This window comes from Qipengyuania atrilutea, from assembly GCF_013370205.1.
Taxonomy (GTDB): Bacteria; Pseudomonadota; Alphaproteobacteria; order Sphingomonadales; family Sphingomonadaceae; genus Actirhodobacter; species Actirhodobacter atriluteus.
On the sequence record NZ_JABWGV010000001.1, the window covers coordinates 648915 to 667498 of the forward strand.

Annotated in this window: 17 protein-coding genes and 1 tRNA gene; 13 read left to right on the top strand and 5 right to left on the bottom strand. The window is 61.6% G+C overall.

Features of this window, described 5'->3' with window-relative positions:
• The first annotated feature begins 30 nt into the window (after window positions 1-30).
• Genes HUV48_RS03190 through rsmD form a run of 4 tightly spaced genes read left to right on the top strand, consistent with a single transcriptional unit; the run spans window position 31 to window position 3258 of the window.
• On the top strand, window positions 31-1194 hold the full coding sequence (locus HUV48_RS03190) for an aromatic ring-hydroxylating oxygenase subunit alpha (RefSeq protein ID WP_176266309.1): 1164 nt from the start codon (window positions 31-33) through the stop codon (window positions 1192-1194).
• Window positions 1187-1879, top strand: coding sequence for a DUF6445 family protein (locus tag HUV48_RS03195; RefSeq protein ID WP_176266310.1), 693 nt, complete (start codon window positions 1187-1189; stop codon window positions 1877-1879). Before HUV48_RS03190 ends, HUV48_RS03195 begins: the two co-directional genes overlap by 8 nt.
• 45 nt (window positions 1880-1924) lie before the next feature.
• On the top strand, window positions 1925-2692 hold the full coding sequence (locus HUV48_RS03200; RefSeq protein WP_176266311.1) for a pseudouridine synthase: 768 nt from the start codon (window positions 1925-1927) through the stop codon (window positions 2690-2692).
• Complete coding sequence (gene rsmD / locus HUV48_RS03205; RefSeq protein WP_225871488.1) at window positions 2689-3258, top strand: 16S rRNA (guanine(966)-N(2))-methyltransferase RsmD; 570 nt, start codon at window positions 2689-2691, stop codon at window positions 3256-3258. The genes HUV48_RS03200 and rsmD overlap by 4 nt, the downstream gene beginning before the upstream one ends.
• 63 nt (window positions 3259-3321) lie before the next feature.
• On the opposite strand, the gene HUV48_RS03210 is transcribed toward rsmD, so the two are convergent.
• Window positions 3322-3984 carry a hypothetical protein gene (locus HUV48_RS03210; protein ID WP_176266312.1) on the bottom strand — a complete coding sequence of 221 codons (663 nt, stop codon included), beginning with the start codon at window positions 3982-3984 and terminating at the stop codon, window positions 3322-3324.
• A 116-nt stretch (window positions 3985-4100) separates the two neighbouring features.
• Here HUV48_RS03210 and HUV48_RS03215 point away from each other — a divergent pair, with 116 nt between their 5' ends.
• Window positions 4101-6410 (top strand): ATP-dependent helicase, encoded by a 2310-nt coding sequence (locus HUV48_RS03215; RefSeq protein ID WP_176266313.1) that lies wholly within the window; start codon window positions 4101-4103, stop codon window positions 6408-6410.
• Window positions 6411-6416: 6 nt separating this feature from the next.
• Here the strand turns inward: HUV48_RS03215 and HUV48_RS03220 are convergent, their stop codons facing one another.
• From HUV48_RS03220 to HUV48_RS03230, 3 genes are all read right to left on the bottom strand, one after another.
• Window positions 6417-7091 carry an O-methyltransferase gene (locus HUV48_RS03220; protein WP_176266314.1) on the bottom strand — a complete coding sequence of 225 codons (675 nt, stop codon included), beginning with the start codon at window positions 7089-7091 and terminating at the stop codon, window positions 6417-6419.
• Window positions 7092-7106: 15 nt separating this feature from the next.
• Window positions 7107-8453 carry a DEAD/DEAH box helicase gene (locus HUV48_RS03225; RefSeq protein WP_176266315.1) on the bottom strand — a complete coding sequence of 449 codons (1347 nt, stop codon included), beginning with the start codon at window positions 8451-8453 and terminating at the stop codon, window positions 7107-7109.
• Window positions 8454-8578: 125 nt separating this feature from the next.
• Entirely contained in the window at window positions 8579-9175 is a 597-nt protein-coding gene (locus HUV48_RS03230) for a hypothetical protein (protein ID WP_176266316.1), read from the bottom strand.
• A 126-nt stretch (window positions 9176-9301) separates the two neighbouring features.
• On the opposite strand from HUV48_RS03230, the gene HUV48_RS03235 reads away from it, so the two are divergent.
• Both HUV48_RS03235 and HUV48_RS03240 read left to right on the top strand, forming a co-directional pair.
• Complete coding sequence (locus HUV48_RS03235) at window positions 9302-10777, top strand: FAD-binding oxidoreductase (protein WP_225871489.1); 1476 nt, start codon at window positions 9302-9304, stop codon at window positions 10775-10777.
• A 78-nt stretch (window positions 10778-10855) separates the two neighbouring features.
• Complete coding sequence (locus HUV48_RS03240; RefSeq protein ID WP_176266317.1) at window positions 10856-11635, top strand: SapC family protein; 780 nt, start codon at window positions 10856-10858, stop codon at window positions 11633-11635.
• Between the two features lie 64 nt (window positions 11636-11699).
• Here the strand turns inward: HUV48_RS03240 and HUV48_RS03245 are convergent, their stop codons facing one another.
• The gene (locus tag HUV48_RS03245; RefSeq protein WP_176266318.1) at window positions 11700-12590 is read right to left on the bottom strand and encodes an N-formylglutamate amidohydrolase; all 891 of its coding nucleotides are present in this window, start codon (window positions 12588-12590) and stop codon (window positions 11700-11702) included.
• 204 nt (window positions 12591-12794) lie between these two features.
• On the opposite strand from HUV48_RS03245, the gene cpdR reads away from it, so the two are divergent.
• The 6 genes from cpdR (at window position 12795) to HUV48_RS03275 (ending at window position 18583) form a co-directional block, all read left to right on the top strand.
• Window positions 12795-13187: a cell cycle two-component system response regulator CpdR gene (gene cpdR / locus HUV48_RS03250; RefSeq protein WP_225871490.1), complete on the top strand. Its 393-nt coding sequence runs from the start codon at window positions 12795-12797 to the stop codon at window positions 13185-13187.
• A gap of 156 nt (window positions 13188-13343) precedes the next feature.
• Window positions 13344-13418, top strand: a tRNA-Val gene (locus tag HUV48_RS03255).
• A 130-nt stretch (window positions 13419-13548) separates the two neighbouring features.
• Window positions 13549-14769 (top strand): NADP-dependent isocitrate dehydrogenase, encoded by a 1221-nt coding sequence (locus HUV48_RS03260; RefSeq protein WP_176266320.1) that lies wholly within the window; start codon window positions 13549-13551, stop codon window positions 14767-14769.
• Window positions 14770-14893: 124 nt separating this feature from the next.
• Complete coding sequence (locus tag HUV48_RS03265) at window positions 14894-16507, top strand: bifunctional GNAT family N-acetyltransferase/carbon-nitrogen hydrolase family protein (RefSeq protein ID WP_176266685.1); 1614 nt, start codon at window positions 14894-14896, stop codon at window positions 16505-16507.
• 79 nt (window positions 16508-16586) lie between these two features.
• Complete coding sequence (locus tag HUV48_RS03270) at window positions 16587-18353, top strand: cation:proton antiporter domain-containing protein (protein WP_176266321.1); 1767 nt, start codon at window positions 16587-16589, stop codon at window positions 18351-18353.
• Window positions 18354-18400: 47 nt separating this feature from the next.
• A complete protein-coding gene (locus HUV48_RS03275; RefSeq protein ID WP_176266322.1) occupies window positions 18401-18583 on the top strand; it encodes a hypothetical protein in 183 nt (60 codons plus the stop codon).
• Window position 18584: the final 1 nt, after the last annotated feature.

An 18584-nucleotide genomic window follows, 5' to 3' on the forward strand; every position in this document is an offset into this window, starting at 1 on the left:
TAGCCGTATAGAATAGAATGGGAAAGCAGGATGAACGAGACGGACACCGCGAGCTGTGGACGAACCCCTAGCGAAGGGCAGCTTGCGCTGGCCGAAGCGGTGGCGCGAGGCGAAGCTTCTGAGGTGACGCAACGCTCGTCGCTTCCCGCTTCGCTCTATACCGATCCGGAGCATTTCCGCCGCGAGCAGGCAGCCCTGTTCGCACGGATGCCGCAAATCGTCGCGCCGTCCGCGCTATTACCGGAAAGCGGCATGGCGATCCCGCACGACCTTTCCGGCAAACCGCTCCTACTCACGCGCGATGCCGAGGGCAAAGCGCATGTATTCCATAATGTCTGCCGCCACCGCGGGACGCGGCTGGTCGAAGGGTATGAGAAGGTCTGTTCGAAACGGCTGGTCTGTCCGTATCACGCATGGACCTACGCGCTCGACGGCAGACTGCTCGCCCTGCCCCGGCCCGAGACCTTTCCGGAGATGGACAAATCGCACTACCCGCTCGCGGAACTTGAAAGTTTTGAAGCGGGCGGAATGATATGGTTCGCTCCGGCTCCCGAAGCGGACTTTTCCGACGCGGCGATACTGTCAGAGGATTTCGCCGCCTTCGGTCTCGACCGCCATTACCTCTATCGCCGCAAAACGCACGAGGTTTCGGCGAACTGGAAGCTGGTCATGGACGCGTTCCTCGAGAGCTACCATGTGACCCGACTCCACGCGAACACGATCGGCAAGTTCTTCAAGGACGGCGTGACGGCAGGCGACATGATCGGTCCGCATCAGCGCTCTGCGGTCGGCCGACTTGGAGAAGGCGTGGCGAGCGAGATCGACAACATGGGTGCGCTGCGCCGCCGCATAACCTTTGCCTATCAGCTCGTTCCCGCGACGCTCGTCATCCCCAGCCCCGATTACGTCAACGTCATGACGCTGTGGCCGCGGTCGCACCGGCGTACGCTGATCGAGGACTTCATGCTGATTCCCGAAGCGCCGAAGGACGACAAGGCGCGCGATCATTGGGAGCGCAGCTGGCAATTGCTCGACGGCGGCGTTTTCGCTTCCGAAGATTTTCGCGCTGCCGAGTTGGGGCAGGAGGGGCTCGAGAGCGGAGCCTTGTCCGAGCTGACGCTCGGCACCTTGGAAAGCGGTATTGCGCGGTTCCACGAAACGCTAACGGCGATCATTTCCGAACACGATGGCTGAAACGAATGCCATCACCCGGCCGCGTGTTTCGCTGCGCCGGCTCGGCAGCGAGGGCCAGCCACTTGTCGTGATAGACGACTTCACCGGGCGGGCCGCCGAGCTGAGGGCTGCAGGCCGCGCGGCCGGATATGCGGCGGTTAAGGGATATCCCGGTATTCGCAGCCCGGTGCCAGCGAGCTACATTAAACCCGTCCTGCCCCTGCTTGCCGAAATCATCCGGCGAGCCTTCGCCATGCGCGGAAGCCTCGCGGTGGAAAGCTGTTCCTATTCGATCGTCTCGCGTGCCCCGGATGAACTGCAACCGGCGCAGCGCATGCCGCATTACGACGATCCAGGCGGCGGCGTGCTTGCCTTGCTGCACTATCTGGGCAGCGAAGAAGACGGCGGAACGGCATTTTACCGCCACCGCCGGACCGGTTTCGAGACCATGCGGCCCGAACGGCTCGCACCGTACAACCACGCTCTCGCGCAGGACGAAGCTGAGTTCGGTCCGCTCGCGCAAGCCTATCATTACGGCGACAGCGATCGCTTCGAAATGATTGGCGAGGTCGAGGCGAAGGTCGACCGGGCGATAATCTACCGCGGGCGCACTCTGCATTCAGGTATCATTCCTGAGGAGCCGGACCCGAGTTCCGCACATGAGCGTGGCCGGCTGACGATCAACACCTTCCTCGTCGCTCAATGAACCGGCCGCTTGGCGTTCGCCCATCCGAAGGCTAGACGCGGCGTCATGAGCTCAGATCCCCGCCCAAAAAGCCACCGCATTGCCAAGCTTCTCGCCCGTGCGGGCGTCGCCAGTCGGCGCGAAGTCGAACGGATGATCGAGGCGGGACGCGTTGCGATCGATGGCGAGGTGCTCGCAACGCCAGCTACGATCATTCCGAATCTGAACGGAGTGACCGTCGACGGCAATCCGGTCGGCAAGGCCGAAGCCGCGCGCCTGTTCATCTTCAACAAGCCATCGGGAATGCTGACGGCCGAACGGGACTTTTCCGGCCGGCCGACCATCTACGACGCGCTGCGCAATGCGCTTCCGAAGGGTACGCCGCGGATGATGCCGGTCGGGCGCCTCGACTTCAATACCGAGGGGCTACTGCTCCTGACGAACGATGGCGAGCTGAAGCGCGCCCTCGAACTGCCGTCGAGCAAAATCGAGCGGACCTACCGCGCCCGCGCCTTCGGCGAAGTCAGCCAGGCAGATCTGGAGCAGCTGATCGAGGGTATTACGATCGACGGCGTCCGCTACGGAAAAATCGACGCCAATCTGGAAAGGCGGACAGGCCGCAATCAGTGGATCGAGATGACCCTTACAGAGGGCAAGAATCGAGAGGTGCGCCGCGTGCTCGAACATCTCGGACTGGAAGTTTCGCGGCTTCTGCGCGTACGCTATGGCGCGTTCGAACTCGGTGATATACCGCGCGGTGCTGCGGCGGAAGTGAAGCAGGTCGAAGTCGAGCGATTGCGCAAGCAGCTTTCGGGCGAAGTGCGGCACTCATGACGCGTGCTCAACATAGCGGTTTGCGGATCATCGCAGGCGAATGGCGGGGAAGAAAACTCGCCGTTCCGAAAGGCGATAACACACGGCCGACCGCAGACCGAACCCGAGAGACGCTGTTCAACATGCTGGCGAGCAGGCTTGGCGACTTCGAGGGTCTTTCGGTCGCGGATCTGTTCGCCGGTTCCGGCGCGCTCGGTTTCGAAGCATTGTCGCGCGGTGCGAGGCAGTGCCTTTTCGTCGAACGCGACCCGGACGCTGTCGCGGCGATCCGCAACAATATTGCGTCCCTCGATGCTCGGTCGCGATGCCGCGTCGAGCAAGCCTCGGTCCTGCACCTCGCACCGGGCAAGATGGCGCATGACCTGATCCTGCTCGACCCTCCTTATGGCACGGGGGCTGGTAGCGTCGCGCTCGACAGGTTGCTGCGCCTCGGATGGATCGGCACTTCAACATGGATCGCCCTCGAATGCGCGCGCGACGAAAAGGTCGAGGTTTCGGGGCTGGAAACGGTCGCCGAGCGCAATGTCGGCAAAGCCAAGCTCACCCTGCTCCGGCTACCGAACTGACGATGCACAAAAAAACGGCCCCGTCCAAGCGACGGAGCCGTTACGCTCTAGTTCAATAAAGGGTTACATATCGCTGTCGGTCTCTCCGGGCCAATAACCGAGCGGCTGCGTCACATTCGGACCACGCCTGCCCGCTTCCCAAGCGTTGATGCAGTTATCTTCTTCACCTTCAGAGCAGATCGGTACGTCGCCAGTAGGAGGACCCTGATCGTTCGGCGTATTCTGCACGCGCTGGTTGCTCACGAAGCGGATGTTCCCCGAACCCATGGCCGACGAATTGTTCGCGGTAGTCGTGCGGGCCGTGCTCGACATGTTCGACGAAGCCGAATTACCCGGCATGGCCGTATCGTTGTTCATCGCGTTCATCTGCGTCATGATGCTGTTCCAGGCGGCGGTACGCTGGGTCGGCGTAAGCGCATAGACGCGTTGACGCTGGTCATTCGTGAGCATCCAGAAGGCTTCACGCTGTGTATCGTCGAGCGTGAAATAGTACGTCTGAATTTCGCCCGGCCATGCGTCGTAGGTCGTCTGACGGTCTGCGGGCCAACTATCGTACATCGCCTGTTGCTGCGCATTCATTTCCATGGACATATTGTCCATGTTGTTCATCTGCCCCGACTGCATCGAGGTATTGTCCTGCGTTTCCGTATGATGATCGGCAAGCGCGGCACTCGGTGCACACATGACTGCGAGGGCGGCGGAACCGGCGAAAAGTAGTGTTCTCATAATAAATCTCCTTCGAGCATATGGTTAATCTACCCTCGTCGCGCAGGTAGGTTCCGAGAGCGCATCGAACTGCCCTTGCACTGCGGTTTTGCGTTCTCTACCTGTTCACTTGCCCCATGAACGATATCGTCCAATCCGAAGCCCGCGCCCCCGACGGGCAAGTGCCGCCCTACGCGCAGATGCTGAACGCGCCGCAGCGCGAGGCTGTGCTGACCAGCGAAGGACCTGTTCTGATGCTCGCCGGAGCGGGAACGGGAAAGACCGCTGCACTGACCGCGCGCCTCGCTCACCTGATCGCGATGCGCCGCGCTTGGCCGAGCGAGATCCTGTGCGTGACCTTCACCAACAAGGCAGCGCGGGAAATGCGGGAAAGGGTCGGACGTCATGTCGGCCCCGCGGTCGAAGGGATGCCGTGGCTCGGCACGTTCCATTCCGTCTGCGCGAAGATGCTGCGCCGCCATGCCGAACTGGCGGGCCTCAAAAGCAACTTCACCATCATCGATACGGACGACCAGTTGCGCCTTCTGAAGCAGCTCATCACCGCGAACGATCTCGACGAGAAGCGCTGGCCCGCGCGGCAACTGGCCGGTCTGATCGACCGGTGGAAGAACCGTGGTCTGAATCCTGGCGATCTCGATGCGGCGGAGAACGAGGCCTACGCCAACGGCCTCGGCGCGAAGTTCTACAAGCTTTATCAGGAGCGCCTGATCGCGCTGAACGCCTGCGACTTCGGCGATCTCATGCTGCACATGCTGAACATCTTCCGCACCGAACCGCAGGTGCTGGAGCAGTATCATCAGCGCTTCAAATATATTCTGGTCGACGAGTATCAGGATACCAACCAGGTCCAGTATCTGTGGCTTCGCCTGCTCGCCCAGCACCGAAAGAACATCTGCGTGGTGGGCGACGACGACCAGTCCATCTACAGCTGGCGCGGTGCCGAAGTCGCGAACATCCTACGCTTCGAAAAGGATTTTCCAGGCGCAAAAGTCATCAAGCTCGAGCAGAACTACCGCTCGACACCGCAAATTCTAGCGGCCGCATCCGGATTGATCGACACCAACAGTCAGCGCCTCGGCAAGAAGCTGTGGACCGAATTGCCGAAGGGCGAGAAGGTGCGCGTCATCGGCGTGTGGGACGGACCGGAAGAGGCGCGGCGGATCGGCGAGGAAATAGAGCGGCTCGAACGCGAAGGCGCCTCCATGGAAGAGGTCGCGGTGTTGGTCCGCGCGCAGTACCAGACCCGCGAAATTGAAGACCGGTTTATCCAGATTGGCATCGATTACCGCATTATCGGCGGCTTCCGTTTCTACGAACGCGCGGAAATCCGCGATGCTCTGGCTTATCTGAGGGTGATCGCGCAGCCTGCGGACGACCTTGCTTTCGAGCGCATCTACAACCAGCCCAAACGCGGACTGGGGGCGAAGACGCTGGAAGCGATGCGCCGGCATGCGCGGCGGGCGAATCTGCCGCTGACCGCGGCGTCGCTCGACCTTGCGAACACCGACGAGTTGCCGAAGCGCGCGGAGAACACACTCGTTGCGCTCTTGCGCGACTTCGCAAAATGGCGCGAGGACGCGGAGAAGCTGACACCGGCAGACCTCCTGCGGCAAGTCGTTACCGAAAGCGGCTACGAGGACATGCTGCAAAAGGATCGCTCCGCCGAGAGCGCGGGACGCCTCGAAAACCTATCCGAACTCGCCCGCGCGATGGAAGAGTACGAGACGCTCGGCGACTTCCTCGAACACGTCAGCCTCGTTATGGACAGCGACGCGGCGAACGACGACGAGAAGGTCACGATCATGACCATGCACGGGGCGAAAGGACTGGAGTTCGATCACGTCTTTCTTCCCGGCTGGGAAGAAGGCGTGTTCCCGAGCCAGCGTTCGCTCGACGAAGGCGGTCTCGCCAGTCTCGAGGAAGAGCGCAGGCTCGCATACGTCGCGATCACGCGCGCAAAGCGGCGCTGCACGATCCTGCATGCTGCCAACCGCCGCATCTACGGCCAGTGGACTAGCTCAATACCCTCGCGCTTCGTCGAGGAGTTGCCGGACGAACATGTCGAAAGCGAAACCACGATGACGGGGGGCGCCTCGCTCTGGCGTGCGAACTGGTCAGAGAATGACGATCCCTTCGCGCATGTCAGCACATCGCGGCCCGACCGCTCCTCGGCGCGCGGCCCGGGCTGGCAGCGTGCGCTCGAAAGCGGGTACGAGACCAAGCAGCCGCGCATTCAGGAAAGCCGCCGAAGTGCCGCGAGCTTCGCCGCGAAGCCACGCGGAGACATCGCGATCGGCGCGCAGGTGGTACACGACAAGTTCGGTAGCGGCGTGGTGATGGATCAGGAAGGCAACAAGCTCGAAATCGAGTTCGAGGATGTCGGGCTGAAACGCGTCATCGACAGTTTCGTCCGCCTCGCGGACTGAACTGCTTCAAGCCTCGGCGATAGATCCAACAAGCAGCGCTCGCTGTGCGAACAAGCATCCAGGCGCGAGGTCGGTGATTTCTTCCCACGGCAAGCCGCTTCTCTCAGCAAAATCGATGAGCAGGCGCCGCGCAGCCGGAACGTTGCCGGTGTGCTCGCCCGCGCTCTTGTCACTGTTGTCGAGATAGATCGCCCCGCCCTTCACAAGATGGGCGACCGCGAAACGGGCGCAGTCGTCCCGCCACGCCCCATCGATCATGATGAGGTCGAACGGGCCATCCTCGCTAACATCGAGATAGGCGCTGCGCTTTTCCGCCACACGATATTCGGCGTTCGGCAGCTTTGCCAACCGCGGAGCTACTGTGCGGTACCACGCTTCATCGTGCTCGACCGATACCAGTGATCCAGCGCGGCGTGCGTACCAGAACGTCGAATTGCCGGAGCCGAATTCGAGCATCCGCTTCCCGCCGGCGGCAAGAAATCGGGCGATGCGTTCCCGACCGCTATAGGAAATCCATGGAACCTGCGCACTTTCGCCGGTGAACTTCCGAGCGGCTAGCGACGCCAGACAAAAAGGTAAATTGCGAGCCAGCAGTCCGACTGGAATGCGCGCCCCGCCCTCATCGTGCAGCCGCGTCCTGCGCGCTGGATTACCGGCAACGAGCTTCGTCCACGGCGTCACAATGAGCGCTACGGCTTAGTCGGTCGTGGAGACGCCGAGGAAGCTTGGCACCGGGCCGTTCCAGTCGCCCGGCGCGTCCGGCGTATCGCGGTCATCGCTTTTCTTCGCAGACTTGCGGGGTTTGCCCGCCGGCTTGCGTTCCGCACTCCGTTTCGGTGCGGCGCTTTCCTCGTCGCGATTGTCGTCCCTTTGCTTTCGCGGCGGAGACTTCGGTTCTCCGGGCGTTTCCGTCAGTTCGACGCGCACATCGCTTTTGCCGAAATCGGAGATCTTGGTTTTCGTCAGCTTTTCGATATTGTCGATCGCTTCGGCGTCGGCCTTCGTGACGAAGGTGAACGCCCGGCCCTTCGCCCCGGCCCGGCCTGTCCGCCCGATGCGGTGAACGTAATCATCCGGATGCCACGGCGTGTCGTAATTGAAAACATGGCTCACACCCTTGATGTCGAGCCCGCGCGCAGCGACGTCGGATGCGACGAGGATATTGATTTCGCCGCTCTTGAAACGGTTCAGTTCCTTAACCCGGCTCGCCTGGTCGATATCGCCGTGGATCTCGCCGCTTGAAAAACCGTGGCGCTTCAGGCTTTCGTTGAGCTCGCGCACCGTCGTCTTGCGGTTCGAGAAAACGATGGCCGTCTCGACATGATCGTTTTCAAGCAGCCAGCGCAGCGTCTCGCGCTTTTTCTTTTCCGGAACTTCGATCTTGAACGCCGTAATGTTCTCGTTCGTAGACGCGGCGCGGCTGACCTCGATCCGCTTCGGATCGTTCATGAAGGTCCGCGACAGCTTCTCGATGGGCGGCGGCATGGTGGCGGAGAACAGCATCGTCTGCAGCTGCGGCGGCAGCTTGGAACAGATGAACTCGATATCGGGGATGAACCCCATGTCGAGCATTCGGTCCGCCTCGTCGATCACCAGGAGCTCGCAGCCGGTCAGCAGGATCTTCCCGCGTTCGAAGAGATCCATCAGGCGGCCCGGCGTCGCGATCAGCACGTCGACCCCGTCGTTGAGCGCCGCGATCTGGTCGCCCATCTGAACCCCACCGATGAGCAGTGCCATCTTCAGATCATGATTGGCCCCGTATTTCTCGAAATTCTCGGCGACTTGCGCTGCAAGTTCGCGCGTGGGCTCGAGAATGAGCGAGCGCGGCATCAGCGCGCGGCGCCTTCCCGACGCGAGGATATCGATCATCGGCAGCACGAAGCTCGCCGTCTTGCCCGTCCCGGTCTGCGCGATGCCGAGCACATCCTTCATCATCAGGACGGCCGGAATGGCCTGCGCCTGGATCGGGGTCGGCTCTGTATACCCTGCCTCTTCGATGGCAGTGAGCAGTTCGGGGGAAAGGCCGAGATCGGCGAAGTTCATGCGGTTCCAGTTTTCAAAATGCTTGGAGAAATACGCCCTCATAGCGCGAATGCGCGCAGGGGCACAGCCGCGCAGTCCTGCAATACGGCGGGAAAGTCAAGTTTTAGGCTTAAGATGCGTGCGCGTCAGCGTTCCAGAGCGACCAATTGATGCATATCTTCCACCTCGCATTTGGACCCAGTTCGCGAATGAAGCTCGTCGCGGCGAGCGCATAGCTGCCCGTCGCTGTCCTTCTCGATGTAGAACCCGGAATAAAATGCCTGGGCTCGGCAGCTCTTGTCGAGCGTCAGCGAAACTAGCCGCCGATCGCGCAGATAGAGGCGCAGGCTGCGCTCGCCGCTGGGACGGGCGCCGATGATCTCGCTGGCCGGAATGCAACGCTCCATATCCCGCCGCACGAAACGTAGAGGCGTTCTGGTTTCGCGCTGATCGCTAACGAGGCTTTGCGGACCGACCCTGCGCGGCGAAATGCGGATGATGACGCGGCGCTCGATCCGTACCTGGTGGGCCCGTTCATCATCCGGAAGCGGCACGAAGAAGACACGCTCTGGCGGCTCAGCGAAGCTTACCTTGCCAGGCTGCTTGCCCGCCCGCGACAGTTCGCGTTGGTCTTCGTCGCTCAAAGCGACGGCTTCACCGTCCGGCGCCAGAAACGGGCCGATACCCGTTTCCAGACCGAGCAAGAGCGTAAGCGGTGAAAGCAAGGCGACAACGCTGGTCATGACGCAGAATGAAAGCCCCCTTCGAAGCGGCAATGGAAATTATCGAGCCTCTCGGGTCAAGCGGTATATGCCGGCTGCTTGAATGGGTGCTTAATTCACGCGGCGTTATGTGGCAGGTTAGACAGCATGACTGACGAGACCGGCATTCTTGCCCGCGACGAAAACATGACCGAGGCTTTCGCGAACGAGGCGGCTGCCCTTCTCGGCGACAAGGGTTTTACGCGCGATAGCGACACGATCGAGCCGTGGCTAACCGACTGGCGCGGACGGTACACGGGCAAGGCGCTCGGCATGGCCTCGCCTGCTGATGCGCAGGAGCTCAGCGCGCTCGTAAAGCTGTGCGTCAAGCACGGCGTTCCGATAGTTCCGCAAGGCGGTAACAGCGGCATGGTGGGCGGCGCCACGCCCGACAAGAGCGGCAGAGCCCTTCTCCTGTCAACGCGCCGTATGGACGTTATTTCGGTCGATCCCGAAGCGCGCGAAGCAAAGTGCGGAGCGGGCGCGATCCTAGAGCATCTGCACGACGCTGCCGAGGCGAAGAACCTTCGGTTTCCGCTGTCGCTCGGCGGCAAAGGGTCGGCCACTATTGGTGGTCTGGTATCGACCAATGCCGGCGGGACTCAAGTGCTGCGCCACGGTGTCATGCGTTCGCTGGTGCTGGGGCTCGAAGTCGTAATGCCGGACGGCGCTATCCTCGATCTGACAAGCCCGCTCAAGAAGGACAATCGCGGTTTCGACCTAAAGCAGATCTTCATCGGCTCCGAAGGCACTCTGGGCATCGTGACCGCCGCCGTCGTCAAATTGTCGCCCGCCATCGCCGAGCGGCGGGTCGTGTGGACCGGACTCGGAGATCTACACGCCGCCCGCCGTCTGCTGCTCCACTGCGAGCGGGAGTTAGGCGGCGCACTCGAAGGGTTCGAAGTCCTGCCGGAAAGCTGCTACCGCACGGTCATCGATTACCTTCCGGGGGCGAAGCCGCCGCTCGAAAGCCATCACGTGTGGCACGCTTTGCTCGAATTCGCTGCCGATCAGGAACAGGCGGCGACTCTTGGCGACCGGGTCGAGCGATGTCTTGCCGCGGCAATGGAAGAGGGGTTGTTCGACGACGCCGCGATCGCGGCAAACGAGACCCAGGCAGAAGCCTTCTGGCAACTACGCGAGATGATCGCGCCCGCTGAACGTGCGCATGCCCGCGCGGTGCAGCACGATATTTCCGTTCCCCCTGCCGACATGCCCGAAACGCTCTCCGTAATCGAGGACGCGCTGGCGCAGGAATTCCCCGATCACGAGGTGCGTGCCTTCGGACACCTCGGCGACGGAAATATCCACCTGCACGTCCTTGCACCGGCCAACGCCGCGGACGATTGGGACTTCGGCAAGGCGAAGGAAGTCAGCGCCCGCGTCTACCGCATCGTCAGCGACCGGGGCGGTTCGATCTCGGCAGAGCACGGGATCGGGCAGGACAAGCTGGCCACGCTGGAGGAGACGCACGACCCGGCAGCCCTCGAATTGATGCGGACGATCAAGGAGGCGGTTGATCCCGCCGGCCTCCTCAATCCGGGCAAATTGGTCCCGCTTGCGCGCGGGGAAGCAAATACGTAAAGCGCGGGGCTCGAAGCGGTCGCGGCGTCCTGCCGGTTCCGCGCCAGACATTTCAGTTACCCTGACCGGAGATTTATAATGGCGAGTGCGCCGCAGCCCAGCCTGCCCCTGTTCTACAACGACCTGATGCCGCTCAATTCGCGCGACCACAGCAAGTTTCACGCGAAGCCCACCGATTCGGCGAAGTGGCTGGTCGGCCATCACGCGATCCCGCTAACGGTCGACGAATTTCCGCAGGCGCAACGCGACTTTCCGATCGTGTTCTCCTCGGGCGACAATCCCCTTCCGCTAGCTCTCATGGGTCTGAACGAAGGCGTGAACGTCTTCGTCGACGACAACGGCAAGATCAACGATCCGGTCTACATTCCCGCCTACATCCGCCGCTATCCCTTCATGCTCGCGAAGCTGAAGGCCGATGCGGACGAGTTGTCGCTCTGTTTCGATCCGACCTCCGATGCTGTAGGCGAATTTTCCGAAGGCGACGCGCTGTTCAGCGACAACGAGGCATCGGCTGCCACGAAAAGCATTCTCGGCTTCTGCGAACAGTTCGAACAGGCCGGACAGCGTACGCGCGCGTTCATGGACGAGATCAAGAAGCATGACCTTCTGATGGACGGCGAAATGTCGATCTCCCAGAACGAAAATCCGGACAAGCCCTTCATCTACCGCGGGTTCAAGATGGTGAATCAGGAGAAGCTGCGGGACATGCGTGGCGACCAGCTGCGGACGTGGAACCAGAACGGCCTGCTGCCCCTGATCTTCGCGCATCTGTTCTCGCTCGATATGATGCGCAATATCTTCGCGCGGCAGTCGCAGCAGGGCAAGGTACCCGTGCGCGAGATGCCCGAACCGAGCTGAACCAGCATCTGATAGACAGAATCGCGCCCGGTCTGCCAGTCAGGCCGGGCGTTTTCTTTTTTTGCTATTCCGCCGCGTGCCGTAACTGCGACCGGTCGCCCATCACTGCGACCTCGCCGGCAAGTGAGCGCACCAGGTCGCTAAGCAACCGCACGATCGCGCCTTTGCGCGCGCCGGGCTTGTCGAGCCGGGCATCGAGATAGGCCGCCCGGCTGATTTCCAGTTGCACGCCGTGCAGCCCGGCACCCGGCCTCGCATGATGATCGAGAACATAGCCGCCCGAATAGGGCCGGTTATGCGCCACCGGACGCTGATGCTGGTCGAAGAACTGAAGGATATGCGCCGCAAGCGCATGCTCGCACGAAGCGCCGAACCGGTCGCCAAGAACGAATTCCGCGGGAGCGTGCGACGCATGCCGCGGTTTGAGCGGCGGCATCGAATGCAAGTCGAGAAGCAGCGCCGCTCCCCACGTCGCGCGAATGGATTCGAGCGTGCGGGCGAGCCGGTCGTGGTAGGGCTGGTGGATGGCAGCGATGCGCCGCTCCATTTCGGCGCCCGGCAAGCGTTCCCGCCAGATGTCACCGTGACGCGGAAGGCGGCGCGGAAAGAGCCCGAGCCCCGTCTGCGACCGGCGGCGACTTCCGCTTTGCAGCGGCTTGCTGCGAACCTCACCCTCGATCATCGACCAGTCGATATCGTCCGGAGCGCGGTTGAGGTCGATGACCGCGCGCGGCGTATTGGCAACGAGCAGCGCCGCGCCGGTGCGGCGAGCCACTTCGGTAGCCACCTCGTCGATATACCGGTCTTCCAGGCGAATGCAGGAGAAGTCCGGATCGCGCATTCGGTCGAGCACATGCTGCGGATAATCTCGTCCCCCATGCGGGGCAGCGATCAGGATCGGAACGGACGGAGCATCCTCGCGCTCGAGCACGAAAGATGCCGCCTCTTCAACCATTCCTGTTTACTCCTCCTGCGGTGTCGTTAGCCCTGCCGCCGAAGACTTACAGTCACCGGTTTTAGCCGCATTTCTCAGGCAACGTCATGGTCTTGCGGGCATCGCTGCGTCAATGGTTAATACTCCTAACAATTACCAATTCTCCCTCTCTGTCATGCACAAAGCGAAAGATTTTTTAATCCATTTGCGCTAGGGGCGATGGTTATGGACAATGCCCCCGACACGCACCGCATCCTGCTCGCAGAAGACGATACTGCGATGCGCACCTACCTACAGCGCGCACTTGAGAAAGCCGGCTACTACATCGAATCGGTCGATCGCGGCACCGCGGCGGTCCCTTTGCTAGAGACCGGCAACTTCGATTTGCTGCTGTCCGACATCGTAATGCCGGAAATGGACGGGATCGAACTTGCCCAGCGATGCAACGAGGTAAGCCCGCATACGAAGGTCATGTTCATCACCGGTTTCGCGGCGGTTACGCTCAAAGCCAGCCGTGAACAGCCGGACGCGAAAGTCCTGTCGAAGCCATTCCACCTGCGCGATCTGGTGCTTGAGGTCGAGCGCGTGCTTCAGGGCGAGGTCAAGGCGAGTCTCTGACCCCGAAGGCTTGAGCCATGAAAACGCTGTCGACGGATAAAATCGCGTAAGTTCGCAGACGCAGACCGAATGGTCTTGCGCGCATCGAACCTCGCCGCTAGATGCGCGTTTCTTCGCCTTCGGATACGTCCGCGGACGAACGACGAAGCCGAGTGTGGGCGTATAGCTCAGTGGTAGAGCACTGTGTTGACATCGCAGGGGTCGGAAGTTCAACTCTTCCTACGCCCACCATTCGGCTCCAACCTCTTCACATGTAGAGCCGATTTTGCCCGATCGAGGGCTTAACAAACAGGTCTCACCTGCTACAGCGCGGTCGATCCAATCACACGCGCGTCTGCCGCGCGGCAGCTACAGGAATGACATGGGAAAGATTCAGGTAAAAAATCCGATCGTCGAACTCGATGGCGACGAAATGACGAAGATCATCTGGCAGTGGATTCGCGAACGGCTGATCCTGCCTTATCTCGACGTCGACCTGAAATATTACGACCTGTCGATCGAAAGCCGTGACGCGACGGACGACCAGATCACCGTGGATGCCGCCAACGCGATCAAGGAACACGGCGTCGGCGTCAAATGCGCGACCATCACTCCGGACGAAGCACGCGTCGAGGAGTTCAGCCTCAAGAAGATGTGGGTCAGCCCCAACGGCACGATACGCAACATTCTCGGCGGCGTCGTCTTCCGCGAACCTATCGTGATCGACAACGTCCCGCGCCTGGTACCAGGCTGGACCGATCCGATCGTGGTCGGCCGTCATGCGTTCGGCGACCAGTACCGCGCGAAGGACACGCTCATTCCGGGTGCGGGCAAGCTTCGCCTCGTCTTCGAAGGCGAGAACGGCGAGAACATCGATCTTGACGTCTACGAGTTCCAGTCGAGCGGCGTCGCCATGGCGATGTACAATCTCGACGATTCCATCCGCGACTTCGCGCGTGCGTCGATGAACTACGGGCTGGATCGCGGCTGGCCGGTCTATCTCAGCACCAAGAACACCATCCTCAAGAAATACGACGGGCGCTTCAAGGATCTGTTCGAAGAAGTGTTCCAGAACGAATTCAAGGACAAGTTCGACAAGGCCGGCATCTCCTATGAGCACCGCCTGATCGACGATATGGTCGCATCGGCTCTCAAGTGGAACGGCAAGTTCGTCTGGGCCTGTAAGAACTACGACGGCGACGTGCAGTCGGACACGGTCGCGCAGGGCTTCGGCTCGCTCGGCCTGATGACTTCTGTACTGATGACGCCGGACGGCAAGACGGTCGAGGCAGAAGCTGCTCACGGAACCGTCACGCGCCACTACCGCCAGCACCAGGAAGGCAAGGCGACGAGCACGAACCCCATCGCCAGCATCTTCGCCTGGACCCGCGGCCTCATGTATCGCGGCAAGTTCGACGGCACGCCCGAAGTGGTCGAGTTCGCCGAAACGCTTGAGCGAGTCTGCATCGAGACGGTTGAAAACGGCCAGATGACGAAGGACCTCGCACTGCTGATCGGTCCGGGCCAGAACTGGCTCACCACCGAGCAGTTCTTTGAGGCGATCGTCAACAACCTCGAAAAGAAAATGTCGGCTTCGGCCTGACGCCGCCGCTCCGGCCAACACTTTCGGATCTAGCCTCATGGCAGACAAGAACGCAGCTAAACCGGCGAAGCCCCGCAAGGCTTCGCCGGCGAAGCGCCCTTCGCAGCGCAAGGCCGCGGAACGGATGGGGCAGAAGCGCCTCGAAATCCGGCAGGCGCGGGCAAAGGACGTGCGCGGTATCTCCGCGCTCGTCAAACGCGCCTACGATGATCTGCCGGCCTATACGCAGGGCGAGATCCGCGGGCAGATCAATAATTTCCCCGAAGGCTGCTTTGTCGCGCTGCTCGACGATACGATCGTCGGATACTGTGCGACGATGCGCATCGCAGGTGCGATCGCCTTCGCCCCGCACGACTGGGACGAGATAAGCGGCAACGGCTTCGGCAGCCGTCACGATCCGACCGGCGACTGGCTCTACGGTTACGAGATGTGCGTGGACCCGAAAGTCCGCGGTGTGCGGATCGGGCGTCGCCTGTACGAAGAACGCCGCGCCCTTGCCGAAGAGCACGATTTGACCGGTATCGTTTTCGGCGGCCGGATGCCCGGCTATACGCGGGCCAAGCGCAGCAAGAGCATCGCGGTCGACAGTCCGGACGATTACCTCGAACAGGTCGTTGCCGGGAAAATCCACGACCAGGTGCTGCGCTTCCAACTCGCCAACGGGTTCGAGGCGGAACGCGTCATCGAAAACTACCTCCCCGAAGACAAGCGTTCGGGCGGGAACGCGGTTCTGATGGCTTGGCGTAATCCTTACGTCGACCACGACGAGCCGGTGAAGCACCGTCTGCCGCGCGGGGTCGAAGCGGTTCGCGTCGCCACGTGCCAGCTTCAGGCGCGCGCAGTTGCGGACTTCGACGAGTTCATGCGCGCCATCGAGTATTTCGTCGACGTTGCAGCCGATTACGAAGCCGACTTCATTACCTTTCCGGAGCTGTTCACGCTCATGCTGCTCTCCTTCGAGAAGAAGGAACTGTCTCCGGTCGAAGCGATCGAGAAGCTGTCGAACTACACGCCACGTATCCGCAGCGCGCTCTCCGAGATGGCGATGCGCTACAACATCAACATCATTGGTGGATCGCATCCGACTCGCATGGAAGACGGCGATATTCACAACGTCGCTTACGTCTGCCTGCGCGACGGTTCGATCCACGAGCAGGAGAAGATCCACCCGACCCCGAACGAGCGGTACTGGTGGAACATCAAAGGCGGCGACCGGATCGACGTAATTCCGACCGACTGCGGTCCGATCGGCGTGCTGATCTGTTACGACAGCGAATTTCCCGAACTCGCCCGCCGCCTCGCGGACGAAGGCGCGCGGATCATCTTCGTGCCGTTCTGCACCGACAGCCGGCAAGGCTATCTGCGCGTGCGCTACTGCGGACAGGCGCGCGCAATCGAGAACCAGTGCTTCGTCGTCCTCTCCGGCAACGTCGGCAATCTGCCCAACGTCGCGAACATGGACATCCAGTATGCGCAAAGCTGCATTCTGACGCCCTGCGACTTTCCCTTCGCGCGTGACGGCATCGCCGCGGAAGCGAGCGAGAACGTCGAAACGCTTACGATAAGTGACATCAATCTCGCCGACCTAAGCTGGGCGCGCGCGGAAGGCACTGTCCGCAACCTCGCCGACCGGCGGTTCGACCTCTACCGGATCGAATGGGACGATGCCGACAAGCATACCGGCAAGCAGCGTCTGCGGCGCGAACCCATCGGGCCTCACTCACCCGGCGGAGGATAACGGGAACGCGAGACGACGCGCCGCGGCGTTCATGCCTTTCCGGCTTTGACAGCGCCGCCAAGCTGGCTAGACCCGCCGCATGGCCGGTGAAATCTCGATCTCCAATACCTTGTCCGACGCGCTGGTCATTCTCGGCGCGGCGGGCATCGTCATTCCGGTGTTCACCCGCTTCAGGATCACGCCGGTCATCGGCTTCATTCTGATCGGCGTCCTCGTCGGACCCTACGGGCTCGGCAAGCTGGTCTATGACGAACCGTGGCTCAGTCACATAACTATCACCGACCCCGAGGCGTTGGAGCCTTTTGCCGAGTTCGGCATCATTCTGCTGCTGTTCGGCATCGGTCTGGAACTCTCGTTCAACCGGTTATGGCAGATGCGCCGCCTCGTGTTCGGCCTCGGCGCGCTCGAACTTCTCATCAGCGGTAGTTTGATCGCAGTTTTTCTCGCGATGATGGGGCAGTACTGGAGCGGTGCGGTCGGCCTCGGGCTCGCGCTCGCTCTGTCTTCTACCGCTATCGTGCTCCCCATTTCCGGAACGGCCAGCCCCGTCGGACGGGCGGCACTGTCCATGCTGCTGTTCGAGGATATCGCCATCGTGCCGATCATCTTCATGCTCGGCGCGCTCGCACCCTATGCCCAAGGTGCAGGGTGGGAGGGTATGGTTGAAACGCTGTGGCAGGGCGGGCTCGTAATACTCGCATTACTGGTGCTGGGCCGGATCGCCCTGCCCCGCCTGTTCGCGCAGGCGGCCCGCACGAAAAGCCCCGAACTGTTCCTCGCTGCCAGTCTGCTGGTGGTCATAGGTGCCAGTCTCGCGACCGGTCTCACAGGTCTTTCGCCCATCGTCGGAGCGCTGATCGCCGGTCTTCTGATCGCGGAAACCGAATATCACACCGAGATCGAATCGATCATGGAGCCGTTCAAAGGGCTAGCGCTCGGCGTTTTCCTCATCACGGTCGGCATGAGCATCGACCTCATGACAATCTGGGATAACTTCGGCCTCATCATGCTGGCTGTGCTGATGGTCCTCACACTGAAGGCACTGGTGACCGGGTTGTTGCTCCGTGTGATGGGTGCGCGGCGCAGCACCGCGACGGAAACCGGCATCCTGATGGCCAGCCCGTCGGAGACGACGCTTATCGTCCTTTCCGCAGCGAGCGCGGCTCTTCTGATCCAACCCGGGACCGCGCAATTTTGGCAGATAGTTACCGCGATCGGCCTTACCATAACGCCGCTACTCGCACGGCTAGGTCGAGTGGTGGCGCGCCGGGTCGAGCCTGCGCCCGAACTTCCCCCTGAGGAACCGGGCAAACGGCGGGTCGTCATCATCGGGGTCGGCCGCGTCGGCAGGCTGATCGCCGATATGCTCAAGGTGCACGGAAAATCTTATATCGCCATCGATTCCGATACGGACACGGTCGAAGTGGCGAAGCGGCGCGGTTACCGTGCGGTGTTCGGCGACGCTGGACGCGGTGATGCTCTCGAACGGCTCGGTGTGGAAAACGCGCTCGCCTTGATCCTTACGATGGACGAGCCGGTGCTGGCGCAGCGCCTCACGCAGAAACTTCGCAAGGAGTACCCGGACCTGCCTATCATCGCGCGTGCCCGTGATACCCGTCATGCCGCCGAACTTTATCGCAGCGGCGCCAGCCATGCCGTGCCCGAAACGCTGGAAAGCTCGCTTCAGCTATCGGAGGCGGTGCTGGTCGACCTCGGCGTTCCAATGGGACCGGTTATCGCGTCTATCCATGAGAAGCGCGACGAGTACCGTGCGCAGATCGAGGAAGATGGCCAGATGGCCTACACTCCCAAACTGCGCACTTCGACGGTCGATAATCCGGGTTAGTCGGACCTCATGCGCTCGCCATTCGTTGAGGTGGCAAGGAGCATGATATGACAGACAAAAAAGACCCCACGAAGCCAGCGTCGAACGACGAGAAGTTCAAACCGCAGAACGTGCAGGAGCCGGTGAAGGACGGGATGGGCGGTCGCGGGCGCACCCAACCCGGCGATACGCAAGGCAATGATATTGAGCGCGGCTCGAGCGGCCAGACCAAGAAGACGCCCGGCGCCTGAA